The organism is Streptomyces sp. NPDC055955 (genome assembly GCF_042270245.1).
GTDB lineage: Bacteria > Actinomycetota > Actinomycetes > Streptomycetales > Streptomycetaceae > Streptomyces.
In genome coordinates this window covers 70,042-85,754 of the sequence record NZ_JBHJYS010000017.1, presented here as the reverse complement: position 1 = coordinate 85,754, position 15,713 = coordinate 70,042, and the positions used below count along the sequence as shown (strand labels likewise).

Below are 15,713 nucleotides of genomic sequence, written 5' to 3'. Positions count from 1 at the left end.
AGGCGTACGGAACTGAGCGCGACGCTCGCCCGAACTGTCCCCGACCGGACGCCTGGGCGGGCGTCGCGGTGCGTCCGCGGTGGCTGCGGCCCTAAGAACTGGGTGCCACCCAGGTCGTGATGACCGCGACGGCCACAGACACGACTCCGGCGAGAGCGAGTCGGCGGGTCCACTCGACCAGACGCCAGATTCGCCTGGTGCGCAGGACCTCCGCCTCCAGGAACCGTCCCGGCTCGCTCCAGGTCTCCTCGCCCGGGCGCCCGTCGGTGGCGAGCACTCCGAGCCAGGACGCGGCGATCAGCGTCACGAAACCGGCGATGAGCAGGCCCACGACCGTCCAGCGCGCGACGCTGTCCAGCTTGCTCAGGTCCTCCTGTCCCTTGAGGACGAAGACGGCGGTCAACACGGCGGTCAGGGACGAGAGGAAGTTGCGGTAGCCCTCGGCCTGCTGCCGGGCGATACGCAGCTGCTCGTGCGGATCGCCCTGCGCCTCGATCCTGCGCTCGGCTTCGCGCAGCTCACGCTGCGTGAAGTCCATCAGGAACCCCCGTCCGGAGTGATGACTGCGGTCGGCGGGTCCGCGAGCCGCAGCCAGGCACCGCAGCCTTCTGTCGCCTCCGCCGGCCGCGGGAAGTGGTAACTGTCGCAGCGGCAGCGCGTTTGCCAGACACCGCCACCCGGAGGCTTCCTGCGGCCGAGGAATCCGCTGCCCTTGGGAACCGCGGGCTGTTGGTGCCTGAAGGTGTGGGACATGGCGCAGCCGCACACGGGGCAATGACCGCTCGCCTCCAGGAGCACACGCCCGTCGGACTCGTGGCGCGTCCAGGAGAAGGTGACTTCACCAGGATGGGGCTCTTCTCGGTACTGCACAGTGGCTTCCTTCACTCGGGCCGGGCTCTGCCGGACAAGGACAGGCCGAAGAGTCTGGAGTAGAGACGAAGACGCGTGCGCACTTCCTCCTCGGACAGGTCCGTCTCCTGCGCGCACAGGCTCACGTGTTCCGCCGTAACGGGAAAGGCCAGCGCCGGTACACGGCCGGTGAGTTGCTCGCTCAGGATCAGCACGTCCCGCCAGTCGGGGGTGAGCACTGCCTCCTGAGGGTCGGGGGCAGGGACGGTGACCGTCAGGCCGAGGCGGCGGAAGGGAGCGTAGCGGTCGTACGTCTTCCCGAGTGTCCAGCCGAACCGGCCCGCGACGCGGACGAGTTCGAGGGGCCCGAGGACGTGGTCGGCGCCTAGGAGGCCCTTGTCGAACGCGGCGAGGTCGAAGCGGTCGGGGCGCAGCCCGTCCAGGAACGCGGCATCAGGACCCTCGATGGTGCCCGGCGGCCTCGGCGCACCGATGACGGCAAAAGTGGCGATTCGTCGGGCGCTGGTGCCGAGTGGTGTGTGGCTGAGCTGAGCGTGGCGCAGGAGGTCCAGGATGGTGAGCTTCTCGCGGAGGCGGAACGCCGCGTCGTCACCCGTGTCCTCGGCTTTGAGGAGCAGGACATCGATGACGGTGGCCTGCAAAGTGCGGACCGCGTCGGGAACTGGCACGACGTCCAAGGGGATCGCCGTATCGATCTTCTTGATGGCATCGGCGACCTCGCCGAGCGTGCAGTCCTCCATGGCAGTCATTGCCCACAGGTAGACGAGCGAGACACCGTCCTCGTCGAAGTCGCCATTGACCTCCAGGTATTGGCCGCTGTGCGCCGTTCCCACGCTGGGCTGGGCAATGAGGAATTTGCTGCGGGCAGAGGCCTGCAGGTTCAGCGCGGCGGCGTCGTCGCAGCGATCCCAGCGGATCAGATCGCAAGCGTCGAGCGCGGTGACGGCTCGCTGGAACTCGTCTGGTTCGGCGTCCCCGTACTCCTGGAAGGCGCCGATCAGTTCCCATGGCCTGAACCGGCGCGGCGCCCTGTGACGCTGCCATCGGTCGATGGTTCTCGAGACCCAGTAGGGAACCCGCCAGTCGGTCGCCTCGGCGGGGATGTCCGGTGCGCGCACACCGGTGACGGATGTCGCGTCGGCGATGCGTTTGGCGACGTTGCCGGGGGAAGCCGAAAGGCGTTGGGCGATGACCAGGACCTCGGGCAGCGTGATGCTTTCCTCGTGCCACGGTGGCGCGTGGTCGCTGTCGACAGAGAGCAGGAGCCGCTGCCCCGTCGACAGGGCACGTTGTTGCTTCGCGGCCGGTGAAGGCTCGCATTCGTATGAGAACCCGAGGGGCCCGAGCCGGTCGAGGCGACGGGTGATCTCCTCGACGGAGAACGGCGCGTCCGACCGGTGCAAGAGGTCGACGGGCCCCACCCTGCCGGGCAGCCAGGAGAGGTCGGCGGTGGCTTCCACCGGGTCATCCCGGCCGATGGCGAGTCGTCCGGCCTCCTGCGGGGTGATGCGGGTGGTGGCCAGTGCAGCGTCGAGTTCGGGCGGTGACGGTAGCTCGGGGTGGAACTCCCTCAGCCGTACCAGGCGCTCGGCCACCTTTCCCAAAGGCATGTCGTGCTGGGCCGAGACGACGAGTGTGGCTGCGTGCTCAGCCGGTGGCCTGCGGTGCTCGCCGTCCGTGGCACGCGGGTCGGCGGCCTTGAGGTGGGCGGCGAGGAGATCGGCGAGCGCGAGGTCCGCTCTCTGATCGCGCAGCGCCCGGAGGTCCGGGGCCGCGGGGACTTGGATGCCCATGATGGAGTACTTGCGTAGTTCCTTCAGAGCTTCCCCGATCGACACGTCGGCCAGCGCGGCGGCACGCAGCACGCTCTGCCAGCCCTGGGGCAGACGTGTGGCGAAGAGCACGGCGTCGAGGCCGACAGGAACGGGATAGCCCTGCGGAGCGAAGACGCCGTCGGGCTGCGGCAGGGAGAGCCGTGTGTATTGCCAGCTCTGCAGCAGAGCGCTCTCGTACGGGCCGCCCGTGTCGAGCTGGGCGGGCGAGCGGTAGTGGTGAAGAGCCCCATCGTCGCTGGGCAGACATCCGGTCTGTGAGAGCGGCAGTCGCTCCTCCACGAGACGCCGGCCGTCCTCGTCTGCGGAGAGCACCACCATCGTCGCCTCCGGGAGGGCGTCGATAACCTTCACCGCGAGCCGGGGCGCGTCCCGGGCGAGACCCCACAGCCAGCGCAGTGACACCTCTTCGAAATGTCCGGCGACAGCCGCGACGCCTTCGAGGAGTTCCGACAGGACGCTCTCCTTGTCGTACTCGAGGAGCTGGTTGCGGTCCACGCTCGGCACGGGGCTGTGGCGTTCGCGCAGGTTGACGACCCGGCCGTACACCTTGGGCGCATCCTGCACGAGCACGCCGTCGAGCAGCAGCTGCCCTTTTCCCTGAACCAGCCAGGCGTCGGCGTCCGTCCCCGCCTGTGCGGGCTCACCGTGCCATTCGTCGCGAGGTTCCAGGTGATGCGGCTTCCAGGAGAGATTCCGTACGCGATCGCCGTTCCGGGCCAGTTCCTCGGCGGCCACCTCGTGCTCGGAGACCCACAGCTGGGTGCGGAGCGTCTCCACGAGGGAGGGCTGCTTCTCGTTCTTGCCCGGTTCGGCGAGATACAGCCGTACGCGAGTGCCCCCGTCGGGCGGGACGAGGCCCGAGTCCGTGTCACTGATCTGCAGGAGTCCGGAGCCCGATTGGATGTCCGCGCGCAGCGCCCGCGCGCCCCCACTGAGGCCGCGCTCATCAACCGCGCTGGTCCATACGACGACCTCGTCGGCGAGCATGAAATAGCTGAACACGCCGATGCCGAAACGGGAGTTCATGGCGACGTCCTCGATGCCCTCCCTGCGCCAGTTGCGCCGCTCCAGGACGAACTCGGGGTCCTGCTCGTAGCGCTTGCCGGCCCGGGCGAACATCGAGGTCAGCCGGGCGCGGGTCATCCCCGCGCCGTTGTCGAGACATTCGATGTAGGGCCGCGGGCCCTCCCAGCTTTGGGTGAACTCGATACGGGCTTTCCACTCGGGGCCGCGCTGCTTCCCGTACCTCTTGCGCATGTCCCGATAGCGGCAGGCGTCGAGGGCGTTCTGGTACAGCTCGCGCACGGCGAGCATCCGGTCGCCGTACAACTGCGTGCCCATGAGGAGGGCGCGGATCTCGTCCTCGGCGAGCCGGAAGCGCTCGACAGGGGTCTGGTACCCGTTGGAGGGAGGCCTCAGGTGCTCGGCCGTGACCCGGTCGGGAAGCCCGCGCAACAGGGGATGCAGGCCCCGCGGCCCGGCCGCCGCGTGGAAGGCCCGTACCGCGGCGTCGGCAATGTGGACGGTCTCCTCGATCGCGGCGTGCAGGGCGGGGTGCGGGCACAGGAAGCGTACGGCGAGACCGCGCGTGCCTTCCGTGCGGCCTTCGACTCTGTCGTAACCGAACCGGTTGGCGAGTGCGGACACCACCTGGGACGGCAGCAGGGGCTGATGCGCGCCGAGGTGGTCGACGAGCACGCTCGCGGGCCGGCGGGGGTCAGCGGCCAGATGTGCGGCTGTCCACAGCAGTGTCGCGAGCTCGCGGCCGCGCCAACAGCTGCCGGAGACAGGAGAGTTGTTGTTCCAGCGGTCGCTCCCCTTCTCGTTGATCCGCGGGCTGCTGCCCGGTTTGATCGTGAAGTGGCCCAGAACCTGGCGTACCTGGCTGTCGATCTCATGACGGGCCTCCGGCGTCACCGGCTCCGGGGAGGGGCCGTCGGCCGCCGCCACGACGGCGTCCACCGTCATGCCGATGAGCAGATCCACCAACTCGTAGCCGTCGGTGCGCCCCCACAGTCGGTCCCACTCGGCTATGAGCCGATGGCGCAACCAATGGTCCGCGGCCGTCGCGGCCTCGTCGAGGCCACGGCTGCGCAGGGTGTCGACGGTCCTCTGCACGAGCATGTGGGCACGGCAGACGTCCCGTGCGTCGTCCCGCACCTGCTGGTGGCGGTCGCGCGATTTCACGCGGCCGCGCGGGCCTGGGTCGAGTGTGTTGGGCAGGAAGCGGTGCAGGTCTTGGAGTGCCGTGGCAACGACGCCCTCGTGGACGACGGCGGCCGCCAGCAGGCAGGCCGTTTCGGCGGGTGACAGCCGGTCAGGCCCGGACAGGTCCGCATGGGTCACGAGGTCGTCGAGGCGGTCCTGGACACGTGCCGGGTACGAGGCATCGGTCCAGGGGTCGCGACGGTGGGCACCCGCCCCCGCGCCGCTCTCCACGACGCATCGGACCAGCTCCGACAGCGCCTCCTTCACCCGTTGGTGTGTCGCGGGGGAACCGGATGTGTGGTCCCACAGAGCGGACTCCATGAGGAGGTGGCTCCAGTCCAGGGTCTCCGTGGAGCCCTTGCAGACCCATGGATCGCGCTGGTTGCCGGGCGCACGTACGGGCCAGGTCGGTTCGACCGTGGGCCATTCGACCTGGTGCCCGTCGGCGAGTCCGCGCAGCCGGCTTCCGGTGTACTCGGCGAGCTGCGAGAACGTGGTCGGCGGCGTGCCGGGCTGCAGTGCCTTGGCGAGGGCCTGCGCGAACCAGCTGCCCTGCTCGGGATCTGCGTAGGAGCGCTGCCCCTGGCCGCAGCTGTAGAGCCAGTACGCGTCGAGGCCGGGGCCCTGGCCCTGAGGCTCCACGGTGGTCGGGGGCGTGCCCGGTGTGCGGCAGGTGTCGAGGCACACGATGGTGCTGACCCCGGGCTTGGCGTCGCGGAGCAGCCCTGCCGCGTCAGCGCTGAGCAGGGCGGTGGTGCTCAGGCCCCGGCTTCCGTCCTCCATGGCTCTGGACTGGCTGTCCGAAAGGACGAGGTAGTGTCGGTCGCCGAGGGTCTGACCGTGGCAAGAGACGTATACGAACGCGGTGTCACCCTCATGGCACGATGCGAAGAACTCCTCCAAGGTGCCCGTCACAGGTCCGTAGTTGGTGTCCTCGCAGGAGACGAAGACCTCGTACTCGGAGTGCTCCAGGGCCTCCTGGACGAGCGAAATGTCCTTGCTGACGAAGTCCAGGGGCCGGAAGCGGGCATGGAGCTCCGGATGCCTCGCCAGATAGGGAGTCTCCCGCACACCGATCAGCAGTGCCCGCCGCTTTCCGGTCCGCTGTGCCTGGCCGTCCTCCGGTCCCACCGAGCCCCTCCCTCTCTCGCCTGACCTGGCACATCATCCCAGAAGTGGCAGTACGGGGAAGGGTGTTGAGGGGGGTGACTCGGTGAGGGCGCAGTGGACGGGCTTACGGCACCCGGTACGTCTCCCCGTACACCTTCCACACCAGTGGTGTCTTCAGGGACAGGTTGCCGTCGTAGAGGAACTGGCGCTGGGCCGTGTCGATGCGGGTGGTGTCGCGGTTCGGCTTCTTCGCCTTCATCGCCGCGCGGCGCACGTCGAGGAAGATGTCGAGGTAGGCCTTCTCCTTGCCGCCCTGCGCCGGGGTGTCCGCCTCCCGCATGGCTTTCTCGCGCAGGCCGTAGAAGCCGCTCGGGCCGGTTCCGGGGCCGTGCAGGACCATCGCGTCGTAGTAGACGAACTGACCGAGCGTGCCCAGGCCGTCGAGCTTGGCGAGGCGGACGGCCGGGTCGAAGTAGACGCGGTCGCGCTCGGAGTTCTGGGCGGCGCGGAAAGCGGGGTCGGTCGCCTCCTTCTTCCATGCCGCGGTGAAGCCGGGGTCGAGGCCCTCGTGGGAGTCCGTGCCGTCGACCTTGCGCAGAGCCGGCAGATAGCGGGCGAGGCCGTTGTCCGGGTGGGCCTTCGTGTACCGCTCGACGAGGGTGAGCAGGTCGTGCGTGCCGGTGCAGAAGCCGATGATCCCGGCCGTGTACCCCTGGCCGTCCTTGATGTCCTCGATGTAGCCGTACTGGCCGCGCCAGTCGAGCGTCGAGTTCTCCGCGCTGGCCACGATCTGCTGGGCGAGGTCCTTCTTCGCGGGCGCGGCGAGGCCGGGCGGCAGGTCGGCGATGGCGTCGTCGTCGGCCTGCTTCTCCGCGGCGGCCTTGGCAGCCGCGGCGTCTTGGGCGGACCGGTGCGACGTGGACGGGCCGTTCGCGCCGCCCTTGCCGTCGTCGTGCCCCGGCGTGAAGAGGAACACCGCGACCGTGGCGACCGGAGCCACGGCCAGAAGTATGCAGCCTGCGCGTTTCATGCGCCTCAGATTACGTGGCGGACACACCGGCTCCGATGCCCGCCGCTCTTGGCCAAAAGTCGATCCGACGCCAGTCGCCGGGGCGAGCCGAGCGCGAACCGATCGCGAGCTGCGCCCAGGCCGCGCGCGGTCCGCGCCCGAACACGACGCGCCGGCCCGCGAGGTGGACAAGCAGACCCAGTGGGACCTGCTCCTGCCCCTGGTGGAGCTGATGGACGACGCCGCGGCAGGCAGCGGATCCTCGAACTTCCGGCGTTCCAGGAGCAGGAGCAGGAGCAGGAGCAGGAGCAGGGGCGCGAGCGGTCGAAGTGACAGCCTTCGTTCTACGGCTGCTTGAGGAACGTCAGCGCCATCAGGAGCGCGAACAGCCCCGCGCACGCCGAGCCCTGTACCAGGGTGCGGCGGGCGCGAGGCGCGTACGCGAGGGCGAGCGTTGCCGCGCCACCCGTGAGCAGGCCGCCCAAGTGGCCCTGCCAGGAGGCGAATCCGGCCGAGATCACCATCCACAGCAGGAAGTACGCCATGAACCGGTTGACGCCGCTCATGTCCGCGCCCAGGCGCCGTGCCATCACGTAGTACGCGGCGCCGAGCCCGAAGATCGCGCCCGACGCGCCGACCGTGAGGGTGCCCGGCGCGATCAGATAGACGAGCACGGAGCTGCCGAACGCGGACAGGAGATAGACGGCGAGGTAGCGGACGCGGCCCAGCTGTGTCTCGACGACGCGGCCGAGGTTCCACAGCGAGTACATGTTGAACAGGATGTGCAGGATCCCGAAGGCGCCCTCGGTGGCCGGCAGATGGAGGAAGGCGCCGGTGATCATCCGGTACCACTCGCCCGCCACCACGCCCTCCGCGTGGAAGTCGGCCGGGAACCCGTCCTGGTACACGTAATGCCCGCCGTCAGGGCCGACGAGCCCCGCGCCCAGCATCCCGAACCGGTCCACGACGGCCGGGCGCACCAGCTCGGCGAGGTAGGCCACGATGTTCAGGCCCATCAGGACGTACGTGACGAGCGGGACGGCCGACACCCGTCCGCCGAAGACCGTGCGGGCCTGGCGGACCGAGCGGACGCCCTCCTTCACGCAGTCGGGGCAGTGGTGGCCGACGGCCGCCGACCGCATGCAGTCGGGGCAGATGGGCCGCTCGCAGCGGGTGCAACCGACGTAGGTCTCCACCTTGGGATGGCGGTAGCAGGTGGTGACCGCGGGGGGCGTGGCGGACTGGGACTCGGCTTCCACGGCCGGCTCCTCTGAGGTTCGGGGAGGGGGACAGAGCCGGTGGGGACGGCGGCGAACAAAATAGCGAACGCCGTCAGGTGCCGGTGCCCGGGGTGCGGGTCAGCCAGGCGGCGGCCCGCGCGAGCGCCGCGTCCGCCTCGGGCAGGAACCCGGCCGCACCCAGGAACCCGTGGAACACGCCCGGATACAGCGCCACCTCCGCCCGCACCCCGGCCTGCGCGAGCCGCCGCGCGTAGGCGAGACCCTCGTCGCGCAGCGGGTCGCAGTCCGCGAGGAGCACGAGGGCGGGCGGCAGCCCGTCGAGGTCGGGTGCGAGCCCGGGCGAGGCGGCGACGGGATCGCCGGCGGAGCCGAGGTACTGCTCCCAGTACCAGCGCATATGGGCCGTCGTGTGGAAGAACCCCCGCTCGAACGCCAGCGGGGACTCGCCGCCGAGCCGGTGGTCGAGCACCGGGTACAGCAGCAGCTGGCCCGCGACCGCCGGCCCCTCGGGGTCGCCCTGGGCCCGCTGGGCGACGGCGGCGGCCAGGTTGCCGCCGCTGGAGTCCCCGGCGACGTACAGCCGGTCCGGGTCGCACCCCAGTTCCCGCGTGTGCGCGGCGGCCCACCGCGCCACGGCGTACGCGTCGTGGGACGCGGCCGGGAAGGGGTGCTCGGGGGCGCGCCGGTAGTCGACGGACACGACCGACGCGCCTGAGAGCGCGGCGAGTCGACGGCAGAGCCCGTCGTGCGTGTCGAGGTCGCAGAGCACCCATCCGCCGCCGTGCAGGAACACCACGAGCGGGCGCGGGCCGTCGGACTCGGGTTCGTAGATCCGTACGGGCACGGAGGCGTCGAGATCCGGCCCGGACACCAGACGCTCGGTCACCGACCGCATGGGCACGGCCGGCCCTCCGAGCCCCGCCCGCGCGGCCGCCCGCAGGGCGGACGCGTCGAGAGGGCCGTCGGCCGGGTCGGGAAACGTGGCCGACATGGCGTCGCACAGGGTGCGCGCCTGCGGGGTGAGGGGGTCGTGCGCCGTCATCCCGCCGTCGACCCCCCGTCCACCGTGAACTCCGTGCCGGTGATGTACGAGGAGGCGTCCGACGCCAGGAACAGGACCAGCTCACCGACCTCCTCGGGGCGGCCCATCCGGCCCAGCGGCAGCTGCGACCAGTCCTTGCCGGAGACCCCGGCGATCATCGGGGTGTCGATGGCACCCGGGTGCACCGAGTTGACGCGGATCCCGTACCCCGCCAGGTCGAGCGCCGATGACCTGGTCAGGCCGCGGAGGCCGAACTTCGTCGAGCCGTACGCGGCGTGCCCCGGGATGCCGATGAGGCCCGCCGTCGACGAGACGTTGACGACCGATCCGCCACCCGCCTCCCTCATCGCGGGGACCACGGCCTGGATGCCGAGGAACGGGCCGAGGAGATTGACCCGGATCAGCTGCTCGAAGTTCTCCAGGGTCTCCCGCTCGACGGGGGCGGTGCGCCACAGCGCCGCGTTGTTGACCAGCGCGTCGATGCGCCCGAAGGCGCCGAGCGCGGCATCGACGACCTCGCCCCAGCTGTCCGGGTCCGCCACGTCGTGGCGCACGAACAGCCCCTGATCGCCGAGCGACTCGGCGACCTCGGCGCCCTCCTCCTCCCGCACGTCCGTGACCACGACCCGGGCGCCGGCCGCCGCGGCGAGAGCGGCCTCCGCCGCGCCCTGCCCGCGCCCCGCGCCCGTGATGACGACGACCTTGCCGTCCAGTGAGACCGTCACTTCGCCTCCAGCGCCCGGAAGTGCGGGATGACCTTCTCGCCCCACTGGCGGATGGTCTCCATGCACGCCTCCTGCGGGACCGTGCCCATCTGGATCAGGCACATCACCTCGTCCACGCCGATCTCGCGCAGCTGCTCGACGTACGAGATCGCGGTGTCCGCGGAGCCGTAGGCGTGTTCGGCGTTGTAGGTGCCGGTGTCGACCGGGCGGGCCGGGATGTTCGCCTCGTGCAGCTTGGCGACGAGCTCCTCACGGTCCCTGGCCATCGCGGCCACGTGGTCGGCGGTGTCCTCGGACTCGGCGTAGGACGTGGGCGCGGGCGCGTTCCCGTACCAGTGCGCGATCGACTCGGCGAAGAAGCGCTGGCCGCGCGTGCCGAGGCGCAGGGCGAGGTCCGCGTCGTCGAGGACGATCGTCGGGCAGAGCGCCGAGAGGTGGTCGTTGACCTCGGTGGACACGAAGCGCTCGCCGGTGCGGGTCGCGATGGCCTCGTCGTAGACCTTCCGCATCGTGCGCACGTCGTCGGCGCCGGCGAAGCCCATCACCAGGGCCCCGATGCCGAGTTCGGCCGCGAGCTTGAGCGTGTCGTGCTTGGAGCAGGCCATGAAGAGCGGCGGGTGCGGGTTCTGCACCGGGCGGGGCAGGACCGCGCCGGGCCCGATGTCGATCGAGCCGTGCCACTCGAACTGCTCCTCGCGCCAGGCCGAGGAGAAGATCCGCAGGGCCTCCTCCATCTGCGGATACGTGTCCTCGGGGCGGACCCCGTACATCCGCATCTCCTGCTTCGTCGCGCCACGTCCGGCGCCGATGTCGACGCGGCCGCCGGTCAGCGAGTCGAGCATCGCGGCCCGCTCGGCGACGCGGACGGGGTGCTGGTAGCCGAAGGGCATCGTGACGACGCCGTGCCCGATGCGGATCCGGGACGTCCTGGCGGCGACCCAGGTCAGGAAGATCTCGGACGCGCTCATGTGCGCGTACTGGGTGAGGGAGTGGTGCTCGACCGCCCAGACGCGGTCGAAGCCCATCTCCTCGGCGTAGACGGCCTGTTCGACGCAGTCCTTGAGGACCTGGCGCTCGTTCTCTGGCGTCGGGTCGGCGAGCTGAGCCTCGAAGATCATGGAGAACTTCACGGGGGATCCTCCCGGGAGATGTATTTCTAATAGGAATACTTCTAGCAGGCATACGCAGGGCGAGGGAAGGGGCTACGTAGACTGCGTGCGTGGTGAAGAAGAAGGCGGTAGACGACGCGGCCGGCGCGGAGCGCCCCGCACTCCCGGCGACCAGCTGGGCGGTGCTCGGGCTGCTCTCCTTCGGTGAGGAGCTGTCCGGCTACGACCTGAAGAAGTGGTCCGACTGGTCCCTGCGCTTCTTCTACTGGAGCCCGTCGTTCAGCCAGATCTACAGCGAGCTCAAGCGCCTGGAGAAGGCCGGTTACGCGACCTCGCGGATGGTCGCGCAGGAGACCGGCACCCGCGACAAGCGGGTCTACCGGATCACCGACGAGGGCATGGAGGCCGTGCGGACCTGGGCCCGCGAGGCGCCCGTCGACCCGCCCGTCCTCAAGCACGGACCCATGCTGCGGCTCTGGCTCGGGCACCTGCTCGAAGCCGAGCAGATGCGTGAAGTGCTCGCGCGGCACCGGGAGTTCGCCGAGACGATGCGGGTGCGCGCGGAGGAGGACGTGGAGGGCGCGAAGGCCAACGAGGCCTGGACGTACCCCACGCTCACGCTCAAGTGGGCCGAGCGGTACTACGCGTCCGAGCGCGACCTCGCCGACGCCATGCTCGCGGACATCGAGGAGCTGGAGCGCGGCAAGCGCCCGTAGGTGCGCCGGAAGTAGAGCAGCGGCCCCGCGTCGCGGTGCGTGGTCAGTGAGGTGACCCGGCCGAGCGCGATGGCGTGGTCGCCGCCGTCGAGCACGTCGGCGAGTTCGCACTCGATCGTGGCGAGCGCTCCGTCGAGCAGGGGTGCGCCGTTGCCGCCCGGCCGCCAGGGCGTGCCGGCGAACTTGTCGCCGCCCGTCACCGCGAAGCGCCGGCACAGCTCGCGCTGGTCCTCGGCGAGGACGTTGACGGCGAACCGGCCCGCCGCCCTGATCCGTGGCCAGGTCGTCGAGGTGCGCGCCGGGCAGAAGCAGACCAGGGGCGGGTCGAGCGAGACCGACGAGAACGACTGCACGGCCATGCCCGTGGGGCGGCCGTCTCCGTCGAGCGCGGTGATGACCGCGACACCCGTACAGAATCCGGCGAGGGCCGACTTCAGGTCCTCGGCCGAGGTGGCGGGGTGGGTGGGGATCGGCATGCGAGGCCTCCAAGGAATGTGCCTACTAGGTATATGCCTAACCGAAACACCTGTGATTGGATACCGGCCACGCTCGCACGTCAAGTACCCCTGATCACAGGGAGGGTTCGTGACCAGCACCACCCCACCGCGTACGCTCGCCCAGCTCCCCGAGTACGCCGCCGCCGCGTACGGCGACCGGGAGGCACTCGCCGACGGCGAGGTCCGCTGGAGCTTCAGCCGGCTGCGCGACGAGATCGCCGCGGCCTCGCGCGCCGCCGTCGCGCACGGCATACGCCCCGGCACCCGTGTCGCGATCTGGGCCGCCAACAGCCGTCAGTGGATCCTCGCCGCGCTGGGCGCGGTCGGCGCCGGGGCGGTCCTCGTCCCGGTCAACACGCGCTACAAGGCGGCCGAGGCCGCCGACATCATCCGCCGCAGCGGCGCCGAACTCCTCTTCACGGAACGCGGCTTCCTCGGCACCGACTACGTCCACACACTCCGCGCGAGCGGCGAGGACCTCGGCGCCCTGCGCTCCGTGGTCGTCCTCCGCGGCGACGCGCACGACGACGCTCTCGCATGGGAGACGTACCTGAAGGCGGGCGAAGGAGTCACCGACACCGAACGCCTGGCCCGCGCCGCCGCCGTGGGGCCCGACGACCTCGGCGACATCCTCTACACCTCCGGCACCACGGGCCGCCCCAAGGGTGTGATGACGACCCACGGACAGACGATCCGCCTCTACGAGGAGTGGTCGCACCAGGTCACCCTGAGAACCGGCGACCGCTACCTCCTGCTGAACCCGTTCTTCCACACCTTCGGCTACAAGGCGGGCATCATCGCCTGCTTGCTGCGCGGCGTCACGATGCTGCCCGAGGAGGTCTATGACGCGGACCGCGTCCTGGAGCGCATCGCCACCGAACGCGTCTCCTGCCTGATGGGCCCGCCCACCGTGTTCCACGGCCTGATCCACCACCCCCACCGCAGCGAAGCAGACCTCGCAGCGCTGCGGCTCGCCGGAACCGGCGCCGCCGCCGTGCCGACCGAACTGGTCGAACTGATCCGCACGGAACTCGGCGCCCCCGACGTGTTCACGGCGTACGGACTCACCGAGTCGGGCGGCGTCGTCTCCGTCTGCCCCACGGACGCCGACGCGTGGACGGTCGCGCACACGGTGGGCCGCGCGCTGCCCGGCACCGAGATCCGGATCGCCTCGCCGCTGGGCGACGAACTGCCCGCCGGTGAACCGGGCGAGGTGCAGGTGCGCGGCTATCACGTGATGCGCGGCTACCTGGACGACGAAAGCGCAACCCGGGAGGCGGTCCCCCAGGACGGCTGGCTCCGCACGGGCGACATCGGAACGCTCGACGAGCGCGGCTTCCTCACCATCACGGACCGGCTCAAGGACATGTACGTCGTGGGCGGGTTCAACGCGTACCCGGCCGAGGTCGAGAACACCCTCCTGAGCCACGAACTGATAGTCGACGTGGCCGTGGTCGGCGCCCCGGACGAACGGCTCGGCGAGGTAGGAGTCGCCTTCATCGTCGTATCCGGACCCGTTGACGCGGAGCAGCTCACCGCATGGACGCGCGAGCGTCTGGCCAACTTCAAGGTGCCGCGCCGATTCGTGACCGTCCGCGAGCTGCCGCGCAACGCGGGCGGCAAGCTCCTGAAAGGCGCGCTGCGCAGCAAGGCAAGAGGAGACCGGGGATGAATTTCACCAGCGAACAGGACGAACTGCGCTCGGCGGTACGGGCGGTGCTGACCCGGCACGAGGGCACGGCCGCGTGGGGCCCGCTCACCGAGGCGGTCGGCGCGGCGGGCCTCGGGGTGCCGGAGGAGTACGGGGGGTGCGGCGGCGGCACGGTGGAGACGTACGTGGTCATGGAGGAACTGGGCCGGGCCCTCAGCCCGGTCCCGTACCTGGCCTCCACCGTCCTGGCCACCCAGGCGCTGCTCGCGTCCGGTAACGCGCAGGCCTGCGCAGAGCTGCTTCCCGAGCTCGCCGACGGTACCGCGGTGGGGGCGTTGGCCTGGGCGGAGAACGGAAGCTGGGAGCCGGAGGCGTTGAACGCCCGGGTCCGGGCGGGCCGGCTCACCGGAGTGAAGGAGCACGTCCTGACGGGCCCCGGACGCCCGGACACCCTGCTGGTCCTGGCCCGGGACGACGACGGACTCGCCCTCTACCAGGTCCCCACCGCACAAGCCGAGTTCACACCCCTCCCGACCATGGACCAGACGCGCCCCCAGGCTCGCATCACGTTCGACACGGCCCCCGACGCCAAGCTCCTGGCCACCGACGGAGAACGCATCCTGTCCCGCGTGCGGGACCTCGCCTGCACGGCGTTGGCAGCCGAACAGACGGGCGCCGCAACCCGGGCACTCGAGGACACCGTCCAGTACGCCAAGGACCGAGTGCAGTTCGGGCGGCCCATCGGCTCGTTCCAGGCGGTCAAACACCGGACAGCCGACCTGCACGTCCAACTGGAGGCGGCACGGTCGCTGGCACTGGCGGCCGCGCACTCCGACGCCGCACCCGGCCTGGCGGCAGCGGCGACAGCCGCCTGCTCCGAGGCGTACACGCACATCGCCGGCGAGATGATCCAGCTGCACGGAGGCATAGGCATCACCTGGGAACACGAGGCCCACCGCCACCTGAAGCGGGCCCACTCGGGCCGCCACCTGTTCGGCACCCCGTCGGCACACCGCCGACGGCTCGCCTGCGGGCTGGGCCTGACTCCCGTGGCGTAGCCTCGGCACTCCCGCCCCACGACAGCACCATCGGAGCCGCCCAATGCCCGGGATCACTGACAACGGTGTACGACTGCTGCCCGCGGCGGAACGGACCGCTGTGCCCTGGAAGAACGGCGGCGGGGTCACCCGCAACATCGCGGCGTCGCCACCGGACGCGGGGACGGACGACTTCGTGTGGCGGGTGAGCCTCGCGGACGTCGAGGGCGACGGCCCGTTCTCGGCGTTCCCCGAAGTCGACCGGACCCTGACGATGGTCGAGGGCACCGGTATGGAACTGACGCTCGGAGGCGAACACACCACCGTGGACGAGCGCTACGTGCCACAGGACTTCCGTGGAGACGTACCGACCGACTGCCGTCTCATCGACGGCCCGGTGGTGAACTTCAACGTCATGTGGCGCAGGGGAGCGGGCACGCCCCCGTCGGTGGCAGTGGTCCGAGGCCGCCTCACCCTCACCGGCAAGGCCCTGGTGGTGGCCCTCGACGAACAGGGCGCCGACATCGCCGACGTCACGCTCGGCCACTACGACGCGGCGCTGATGGACTCCGCCACGGGCAGGGCGGCCCTGCACGCCAGAGGACGCACCGCCGTGGTCTCATTCCACTGAGTGCTCACTCCTCGGCGTCGTACGAGCCGGCT

The 15,713-nt window shown here is 70.6% G+C and carries 12 protein-coding genes; 4 read left to right on the top strand and 8 right to left on the bottom strand.

Annotation, left to right across the window (positions count from 1 at the left end):
* Positions 1-91 precede the first annotated feature (91 nt).
* The 7 genes from ACFC96_RS29955 to ACFC96_RS29925 form a co-directional block, all read right to left on the bottom strand.
* The gene (locus ACFC96_RS29955) at positions 92-538 is read right to left on the bottom strand and encodes a hypothetical protein (RefSeq protein ID WP_376226029.1); all 447 of its coding nucleotides are present in this window, start codon (positions 536-538) and stop codon (positions 92-94) included.
* Positions 539-881: 343 nt separating this feature from the next.
* On the bottom strand, positions 882-6,044 hold the full coding sequence (locus ACFC96_RS29950) for a caspase family protein (protein ID WP_376615046.1): 5,163 nt from the start codon (positions 6,042-6,044) through the stop codon (positions 882-884).
* A gap of 103 nt (positions 6,045-6,147) precedes the next feature.
* Positions 6,148-7,053: a chitosanase gene (locus tag ACFC96_RS29945; RefSeq protein WP_376258579.1), complete on the bottom strand. Its 906-nt coding sequence runs from the start codon at positions 7,051-7,053 to the stop codon at positions 6,148-6,150.
* Between the two features lie 323 nt (positions 7,054-7,376).
* Positions 7,377-8,291 (bottom strand): rhomboid family intramembrane serine protease, encoded by a 915-nt coding sequence (locus tag ACFC96_RS29940; protein WP_376258577.1) that lies wholly within the window; start codon positions 8,289-8,291, stop codon positions 7,377-7,379.
* A gap of 73 nt (positions 8,292-8,364) precedes the next feature.
* The gene (locus ACFC96_RS29935) at positions 8,365-9,315 is read right to left on the bottom strand and encodes an alpha/beta hydrolase (RefSeq protein WP_376615044.1); all 951 of its coding nucleotides are present in this window, start codon (positions 9,313-9,315) and stop codon (positions 8,365-8,367) included.
* Entirely contained in the window at positions 9,312-10,040 is a 729-nt protein-coding gene (locus ACFC96_RS29930) for a glucose 1-dehydrogenase (protein ID WP_376258575.1), read from the bottom strand. Before ACFC96_RS29930 ends, ACFC96_RS29935 begins: the two co-directional genes overlap by 4 nt.
* The gene (locus tag ACFC96_RS29925) at positions 10,037-11,170 is read right to left on the bottom strand and encodes an LLM class flavin-dependent oxidoreductase (protein ID WP_376258573.1); all 1,134 of its coding nucleotides are present in this window, start codon (positions 11,168-11,170) and stop codon (positions 10,037-10,039) included. The genes ACFC96_RS29930 and ACFC96_RS29925 overlap by 4 nt, the downstream gene beginning before the upstream one ends.
* 89 nt (positions 11,171-11,259) lie before the next feature.
* Here ACFC96_RS29925 and ACFC96_RS29920 point away from each other — a divergent pair, with 89 nt between their 5' ends.
* Entirely contained in the window at positions 11,260-11,865 is a 606-nt protein-coding gene (locus ACFC96_RS29920) for a helix-turn-helix transcriptional regulator (RefSeq protein WP_376615042.1), read from the top strand.
* Here the strand turns inward: ACFC96_RS29920 and ACFC96_RS29915 are convergent.
* Entirely contained in the window at positions 11,790-12,341 is a 552-nt protein-coding gene (locus tag ACFC96_RS29915; protein ID WP_376615040.1) for a flavin reductase family protein, read from the bottom strand. The two genes, ACFC96_RS29920 and ACFC96_RS29915, sit on opposite strands and share 76 nt — an antisense overlap.
* Before the next feature lie 109 nt (positions 12,342-12,450).
* Between ACFC96_RS29915 and ACFC96_RS29910 the strand changes: the two genes are divergently transcribed.
* Genes ACFC96_RS29910 through ACFC96_RS29900 form a run of 3 tightly spaced genes read left to right on the top strand, consistent with a single transcriptional unit; the run spans position 12,451 to position 15,681 of the window.
* Complete coding sequence (locus ACFC96_RS29910; protein ID WP_376258569.1) at positions 12,451-14,034, top strand: FadD3 family acyl-CoA ligase; 1,584 nt, start codon at positions 12,451-12,453, stop codon at positions 14,032-14,034.
* A complete protein-coding gene (locus tag ACFC96_RS29905; protein WP_376615038.1) occupies positions 14,031-15,071 on the top strand; it encodes an acyl-CoA dehydrogenase family protein in 1,041 nt (346 codons plus the stop codon). The genes ACFC96_RS29910 and ACFC96_RS29905 overlap by 4 nt, the downstream gene beginning before the upstream one ends.
* A gap of 43 nt (positions 15,072-15,114) precedes the next feature.
* On the top strand, positions 15,115-15,681 hold the full coding sequence (locus ACFC96_RS29900) for a HutD family protein (protein ID WP_376615036.1): 567 nt from the start codon (positions 15,115-15,117) through the stop codon (positions 15,679-15,681).
* The last annotated feature ends 32 nt before the right edge of the window (positions 15,682-15,713 follow it).